7 protein-coding genes are annotated in these 6,438 nt (G+C 58.1%); 4 read left to right on the plus strand and 3 right to left on the minus strand.

Going from position 1 to position 6,438, the window contains the following annotated elements:
- Positions 1 to 136: 136 nt before the first annotated feature.
- The gene (locus NW820_RS08575; RefSeq protein ID WP_414407248.1) at positions 137 to 421 is read right to left on the minus strand and encodes a chlororespiratory reduction protein 7; all 285 of its coding nucleotides are present in this window, start codon (positions 419 to 421) and stop codon (positions 137 to 139) included.
- Positions 422 to 544: 123 nt separating this feature from the next.
- On the opposite strand from NW820_RS08575, the gene trpS reads away from it, so the two are divergent.
- On the plus strand, positions 545 to 1,540 hold the full coding sequence (gene trpS, locus NW820_RS08580) for a tryptophan--tRNA ligase (protein ID WP_414355741.1): 996 nt from the start codon (positions 545 to 547) through the stop codon (positions 1,538 to 1,540).
- A 22-nt stretch (positions 1,541 to 1,562) separates the two neighbouring features.
- On the opposite strand, the gene NW820_RS08585 is transcribed toward trpS, so the two are convergent.
- Positions 1,563 to 2,576 carry a DMT family transporter gene (locus NW820_RS08585; RefSeq protein WP_414407249.1) on the minus strand — a complete coding sequence of 338 codons (1,014 nt, stop codon included), beginning with the start codon at positions 2,574 to 2,576 and terminating at the stop codon, positions 1,563 to 1,565.
- Positions 2,577 to 2,671: 95 nt separating this feature from the next.
- On the opposite strand from NW820_RS08585, the gene truB reads away from it, so the two are divergent.
- Both truB and apcB read left to right on the plus strand, forming a co-directional pair.
- Positions 2,672 to 3,571: a tRNA pseudouridine(55) synthase TruB gene (truB, locus tag NW820_RS08590; protein WP_414407251.1), complete on the plus strand. Its 900-nt coding sequence runs from the start codon at positions 2,672 to 2,674 to the stop codon at positions 3,569 to 3,571.
- A gap of 239 nt (positions 3,572 to 3,810) precedes the next feature.
- The gene (gene apcB / locus NW820_RS08595; RefSeq protein WP_011433791.1) at positions 3,811 to 4,314 is read left to right on the plus strand and encodes an allophycocyanin subunit beta; all 504 of its coding nucleotides are present in this window, start codon (positions 3,811 to 3,813) and stop codon (positions 4,312 to 4,314) included.
- Positions 4,315 to 4,324: 10 nt separating this feature from the next.
- Here apcB and NW820_RS08600 read toward each other — a convergent pair whose 3' ends face one another.
- Positions 4,325 to 5,089: a TIGR03943 family putative permease subunit gene (locus NW820_RS08600; protein ID WP_414407250.1), complete on the minus strand. Its 765-nt coding sequence runs from the start codon at positions 5,087 to 5,089 to the stop codon at positions 4,325 to 4,327.
- Between the two features lie 472 nt (positions 5,090 to 5,561).
- On the opposite strand from NW820_RS08600, the gene NW820_RS08605 reads away from it, so the two are divergent.
- A complete protein-coding gene (locus NW820_RS08605; RefSeq protein ID WP_011433789.1) occupies positions 5,562 to 6,353 on the plus strand; it encodes an ABC transporter permease in 792 nt (263 codons plus the stop codon).
- Positions 6,354 to 6,438: the final 85 nt, after the last annotated feature.

Genomic DNA, 6,438 nt, shown 5'->3' on the forward strand with positions numbered 1-6,438 from the left:
CAAGGCGGGATCCGAAACACAACCCCGTACTGCCCGCCCCACCTCTGGTGAGGTTTTTGCTATGCCTGCGGGAGGGGAACTGCAACGCTGCTGCAACGAGGCTGCGAACGGCTTGGCCAAGGAACTTCCGAGCCTGTTAAGACCGTGTCGAGGAGCGCTTGCTCAGGCGCACAGGATGCCACTGCACGGTTTCGCCGGGGGAAACTTCGATCTCACAGGCGGTGTCGATCAGCCGCTGTGCCTGCGCTTGAGGGGTGGGATAGCGGGCCAGATCTGCATCCACCAAGTGGGGATGTTCCTGCAACAGCCGCATGAGAAACTCCTGCAATTCCTCGGGGCTGAGAAATTGCTCCGGCAAGCCCGGTATCAGCAGCACATAGTGGTTGGCAGCACGCAACAGTTCGGGTTCTGAGTCTGACATGGTGTGGGGTTGGGCGTCTTTTTTCCATCATGAACCAACGGGTTGCGCCTCTCTTGATATCCTGAAAAAGACTTTCCTTGCTCTTGTCCTCCGTCTTGTTGGCGTTTGAGATCTGCTTTCCCTATGGCCAAGCCGCGCACCCTCTCTGGCATTCAGCCCTCTGGCGAACTGCATTTGGGCAATTACTTGGGGGCGATTAAGAATTGGGTGGCCGAGCAGGAGCACTACGAGAACTTTTTTTGCATCGTCGATCAACACGCCATCACCGTTCCTCAGGATCCTAAGCTGCTGAGGGAGCGAACCCGTTCGCTGTTTGCCCTTTATTTGGCCTGCGGTCTCAGCCTGGAGCATTGCGTGCTATTCGTCCAGTCCCACGTGCCTGCCCATACGGAGCTGGCCTGGCTGTTCAACACCATCACCCCCATGAACTGGGCGGAGCGCATGATCCAATACAAGGAGAAGAAAGAAAAACAGGGAGAGGAGACCAGCGTTGGCTTGTTCAGCTACCCGATTTTGCAGGCGGCGGATATTTTGCTCTACCAACCCAAGTATGTGCCAGTGGGGGAGGATCAGCGGCAGCATATTGAGCTGTGTCGGGACATCGCTCGCCGCTTCAATGACCGTTTTGGAGAGGTGTTTCTGATCCCAGAGGCCCTGATTCGTCCGGAGGGGGCGCGGGTAATGAGCTTGACCGATGGTACGCGCAAGATGTCCAAGTCGGATCCCTCGGATTTCAGCCGTATCCATCTGCTGGATGACCCGGATACCATCCGCAAGAAGATCCAAAAATGCAAGACCGACCCCATTCGGGGCATTACTTTTGACGATCCGGCTCGTCCCGAAGCCCACAATTTGTTGACGATTTACATGCTCACCTCCGGCAAAAGCAAGGAGGCGGTGGCGGCTGAGTGTGCCGAGATGGGGTGGGGACAGTTCAAGCCCCTCCTCGCCGACAGCATCATCGCTGCCCTGGAGCCCATTCAGCAGCGCTACCGGGAACTGTGGAGCAACCCCGACCACCTGCTCGTTCTGATTCGGGAGAATGCCGCTAAGGCCCGGGCCATCGCCGAGCAAACGCTACAAAGGGTGAGAGAGGCCATGGGGTTCTTGCCCCCCTAAGGGATCCCTGCCCAAGCTTTGATCAGTCGGGGTTGCCATCGCGGATCTCGACGGTGCTCAAGGCGCTCACCAGCCAGTCTAAACCCAGCTCTGAGAGGATCCCTTTCCAGCCCAGGTGGAGGCGCTCCTGCCATTCTTGCCGGTGGTTAATCAAATACACGCAGACCAGAGTGATGCCCACTCCCAGCCATTGCAGCCGCGTCAGCGATTCCCCCAGAAAGGTGCTGCCAAACAGCAGGGCAAAGATGGGGGTGAGGAAGGTCAGGGAGCTGAACTCGGTGAGGTTTTCCTGAGAGGCGAAATAGAAGAAGAGGGCATAGGCCAAGGCGCTCCCCATCACCGAAGCGTAGAGAAGGCCCAGCCAGTGGGTTCCGCTCAGGTGTTGCCATTGCTGAGTCTCCGTCAGTCCCGACAGCAGGATCAAGGGCAGGCTGCCCAACACCATGTGCCAGCCCGTCGCCAGCACCGGATCCGCCACCTCCGCCACCTTGGGCATCATCACGGTGCCGATGGCCATCGACAGGGAGGCCATCAACATCCAAACGACGCCGGCCCCCAACTGCAGGGATCCCCCACCGGATAGGCCGATGAGGCCAATGCCGAAAACTCCCAGCCCCAGGCTCAGCCAGCCTAGGGATCCCATCCGCTCGCGGTAAAACCAGGTGGCCATCAGAGCCACCGCCAGCGGCTGCGAGTCGATTAGCACGGATCCCAGGCCTGCCCCTGTCTCTTTCAGCCCTTGGGCCAAAAATCCCTGAAAACATGTGCCATCCACCAGCGCAAACGCCAACACCCATAGCCAGCCGCGCAGCCCTCTGGGATGCCAGGCGTGAGACGCAGAACCCCGCCCCTGCCAGAGCCGAAAGGCCAGAACCAGGATCCCTGCCGGCAACAACCGCAGAATGGCAATGAAGAGGGGGGTGGTCTCGGAGAGGGCATCTCGCATCACCACCATCGCCGAGCCCCACAGGAAAAAGGGGGCAATCATCAGGAGGCGTTGCCAGATAGGCTGAAAGAACAGGTCAGACTGAGCCATAGGTGCTTCAAACTTGGAGACGGAAGTTAACCCCATGTTAAGCGCTGGGGCAGCTCAGTTACAAATCTTAACTGTTGATGCATATTATGCCTGGCATGGGATCCCTGGAGGGCTTTCTCAACCTGGACAAGCCGGCGGGGCTCACCTCCCACGACTGTGTGGCAGTGGTGCGGCGGGTCTTGCGCACCCGCAAGGTGGGGCATGGGGGCACCTTGGATCCGGCGGCAACGGGGGTTTTGCCGATTGCGGTGGGACGGGCAACACGCTTTTTGTCGTTTTTGTCGGGAGATAAGGTGTATCAAGCAACCTTCCGATTTGGACAGCGCAGCGACACCGACGATGCCGAAGGGCAGATCCGGTTGGGATCCCCTTGTCCTGGGTTGAGTCGCGAGCAGGTAGAGCAGTGCTTGCGGGAGTTTACCGGCGAGATCTGGCAGGTGCCGCCCCTCTACAGCGCCCTTAAGCGCCAGGGGAAAAAGCTCTACCAGTTGGCCCGTGCCGGCGTGGAGGCTGCGGAACTCCAGTTGGAACCCCGACGGGTGGTCATTCGGCAACTGCGCATCCTGGGCTGGCGAGCCGGAGACTTTCCGGAAGTGGATCTAGAAATTGCCTGTGGCCCCGGCACCTACATTCGTGCCCTTGCCCGCGATGTGGGGGAAAAATTGGGCTGTGGAGGGCTGATGAGCCGGCTGCGACGGCTGCAAAGTGGCCCCTTTCGCATCGCAGAAAGCCTGCCCCTGGAGAAATGGCAGGGATCCGGGGATCCCGCTGCCGCCCTGTTGCCCATTGAGTGGGGATTTGCCGATTGGGAGGCAGTAGAACTCTCTTCCGCCAAAGCGAAGCAGTGGCTGCAGGGTCGGGCCATTCTCCTCGACCGGCCTGTTGTCGATGCCCCTACTTTGCGGGTGCTGGACGAGGCGGGCAAGTTTTTGGGCTTGGGGTACGGTCAGGCAGGTCAGCTCAAGCCGCTGCGGGTGTTGTCGCCGGATCCCTAGAGTGTTGCAGAAAGGTTACATTTTTGTAACAACATTGGCCATTGCCTCAGAGAGAAGTGGGAAAGAAACCCCCGCATGCTAAACTTCTGAGGGCGAATGGGAGCCTGAAGCGTTGCCGTTGCCGGGCTCTGGTTCAATTCTCCAGGGCTGACCTTTGGATGTTGTCCGGCAAAATCTCTTCTCATTTTTTCATCTCAAGCTACTTTACAAAATAAAGTCACAAGAATGGAGCTGGGGATATGCGGGATGCCGTAACCACACTGATCAAAACCTACGACCTGACGGGCCGCTACTTGGATCGGGAGGCAATGGATGCGCTCAAGGCTTTTTACGACTCTGGGCTGCGGCGCATCAAGGCCGTAAACGTGATCAATCTCAACTCAGTGGATATCGTCAAAACGGCTGCTGCGGCCATGTTCGCCCAGGTGCCAGATCTCATTCGTCCGGGAGGCAACGCCTACACCACCCGCCGCTATGCCACCTGTTTGCGGGATATGGACTACTTCTTGCGCTACGCTTCCTACGCGCTGGTGGCTGCCGACAACAGCATTTTGGATGAGCGAGTCTTGGCCGGCTTACGGGAGACCTACAACTCCCTCGGCGTGCCCATCGCCCCGACGGTGATTGGGATCCAAAACATGAAAACCCGCACCCTGGAGCTGCTTGGCTCCGGCGAAGACTATAGCTTTGTGGCCGAGCCCTTCGATTACCTGAGCGCCAAGCTGAGCGAAACCGATATCTGAGCGCCTACTCTCACTCGTCGGCGTAGGGATTGGCCGGCACCGGTATCGGCTCCACCTGCTCGGCAGCGATTACCAACTGAGATTGGCCATCCCGCTGCTCCACGGCCATGCGCCCCTCCAGACGCAGCCAACTGTCGGCAGTTAACTGCTCTGCCTCTGGCCAGCGCACCGGCAAGCCCACAGGGTAAGCATCGGCAGCACAGCAGCTAACCAAAAACCGAGCAATAACAAAGTGGTCGGGTCGCTCGTCAGGAATGACGAACCCCTGCACCCGCACCGGCTGGTCTTCATAGGTGTAGGGATCCGGGTAAACATCCAAGGTGCGCACCCAGTCCAGCAGAGTTCGCTGACGGGGGTCGAGCTTGGGGCGAAAAGCCTGCGGCTGGCTACGAGATACCCCCAGATAGGGAGATACCCCTCGGTTGAGGGCAGTTTGGCTGGAGAGTGGTCGTGGCTCGACCCAAAACCCCAGCAGGGCCGTCAGGATCAACAGTCCTGCGCCCAGCCGCGGCCCCAATAGTGAGGCATGGACTTCAGAAGAGGCAACTTTGGCTCCTCGCCAACGGCCAATCCCCAAGCCCAACAGACACAGCCCAGCCAACAGCGCCACATTCACGTAGCCGGGATTGATCAACATCAGCAGGGTGCCCCGCCAGCGATAAACGATCAGCAGGATCCCTAGCAACATCAACCCAACCGCCTCCCAGTAGGCTGTATTGCCCCACCGCAACGGTTTGGACTCCGTCCCGCTGACGCGACCGACAGGCCGAGACATACCCTTGGTTTTCGCGTGCGGTTCCTCTGGATTTTGTTTTTCTCGAAGACGACCAGAACTGCTTTTGGGCATGGGTTGCAGCTTTTTCACACCACTCCGAGCCTAAGTTTAGCAATCCTCGCGGAAGTGCCCACTGCCGGCGTTGGGGAATGCCTGTGCTGCCAATTTCCCAGTCACAGGTATCGGGTTGCCCGAATAAGGCAAGGACTCCGTCCCCCTAACGCGAACAGCAAAACATTTCGTTTGGCTCACGTTCTTTGATTGCCGTCTTTACAGCTTCAGGGATCCCATCATCAATTCAACAAATCCAGCCACAGATAACCTCACATTGATATCCCATTGATAACGGACTTTGGCGTGATAGACAGGGTTGCAGGCTGATGTATAAAGCCTAGGGAGTTGCTGCAATTTTGGCGGTCTGCTCTACAGTGGGATAGAGACAACTGAGATACCACACACGAATGTTGGCCGAATGTTGGCAAGGATACCCACCTGGCTGCGGGGAGTCAGCTATGCCATCTATGGCTTTCTCTACCTGCCAATTCTGCTGATCGCCGTCTACTCCTTTAACCGAGCCCGCTTTGGCCTGGCGTGGACAGGTTTTACCTTCGATTGGTACCTTTCCCTGTTTCAGAATGCCCTGGTCTGGCAGGCCACGCAAAATACCCTCGTCCTGGCGTTGGTCAGCACGCTGGTCAGCACGCTGCTGGGATCCCTGCTGGGCTATGGGCTGTATCGCTATCGCTTCCCCGGTAAAAAGATCCTGCAGGGGCTGATGCTGTTGCCGGTGATCGTCCCCGATATTGTGATGGCCATCGCGCTGCTGCTGTTCTACCAGTTTGTGCGCTTTTACACGGGCCTCTTTGAGCTGGGCTTGGGGACGATGATCTTGGCCCACATTACGTTTCAGATTGCTTTTGTGGCTATTGTGGTGCGCAGCCGTCTCCAACTTTTGGATCCCGCCCTGGAAGAAGCAGCCTATGACCTCTATGCAAACACCTGGCAAAAGCTACGCTATGTCACCTTGCCCTTGGCCATGCCAGGGATCCAAGCTGCCGCTTTGCTGGCTTTTACCCTTTCGATAGATGATTTTGTCATCTCCTTTTTTACCAGTGGGCCGGAGAGCCTGACCTTGCCAATTTTGATCTACAGCACGGCGCGACGAGGAGTTACCCCGGAAATCAATGCCCTCTCCACCTTGATCATTCTGGTTACCTTGATCTTGGTCGTGGGCTTCCCCCTGCGGAGTGCTCCGCACCGCTGACGCGAACAGCCGCTCCCGCCTGGGATCCCGCTAGCCGTTCTCGACAGTTCCCCCTCTCCCCCTGAGAGAGGTTGGAGATGAGGGC

The organism is Synechococcus sp. R55.7, from assembly GCF_047461955.1.
Taxonomy (GTDB): domain Bacteria; phylum Cyanobacteriota; class Cyanobacteriia; order Thermostichales; family Thermostichaceae; genus Thermostichus.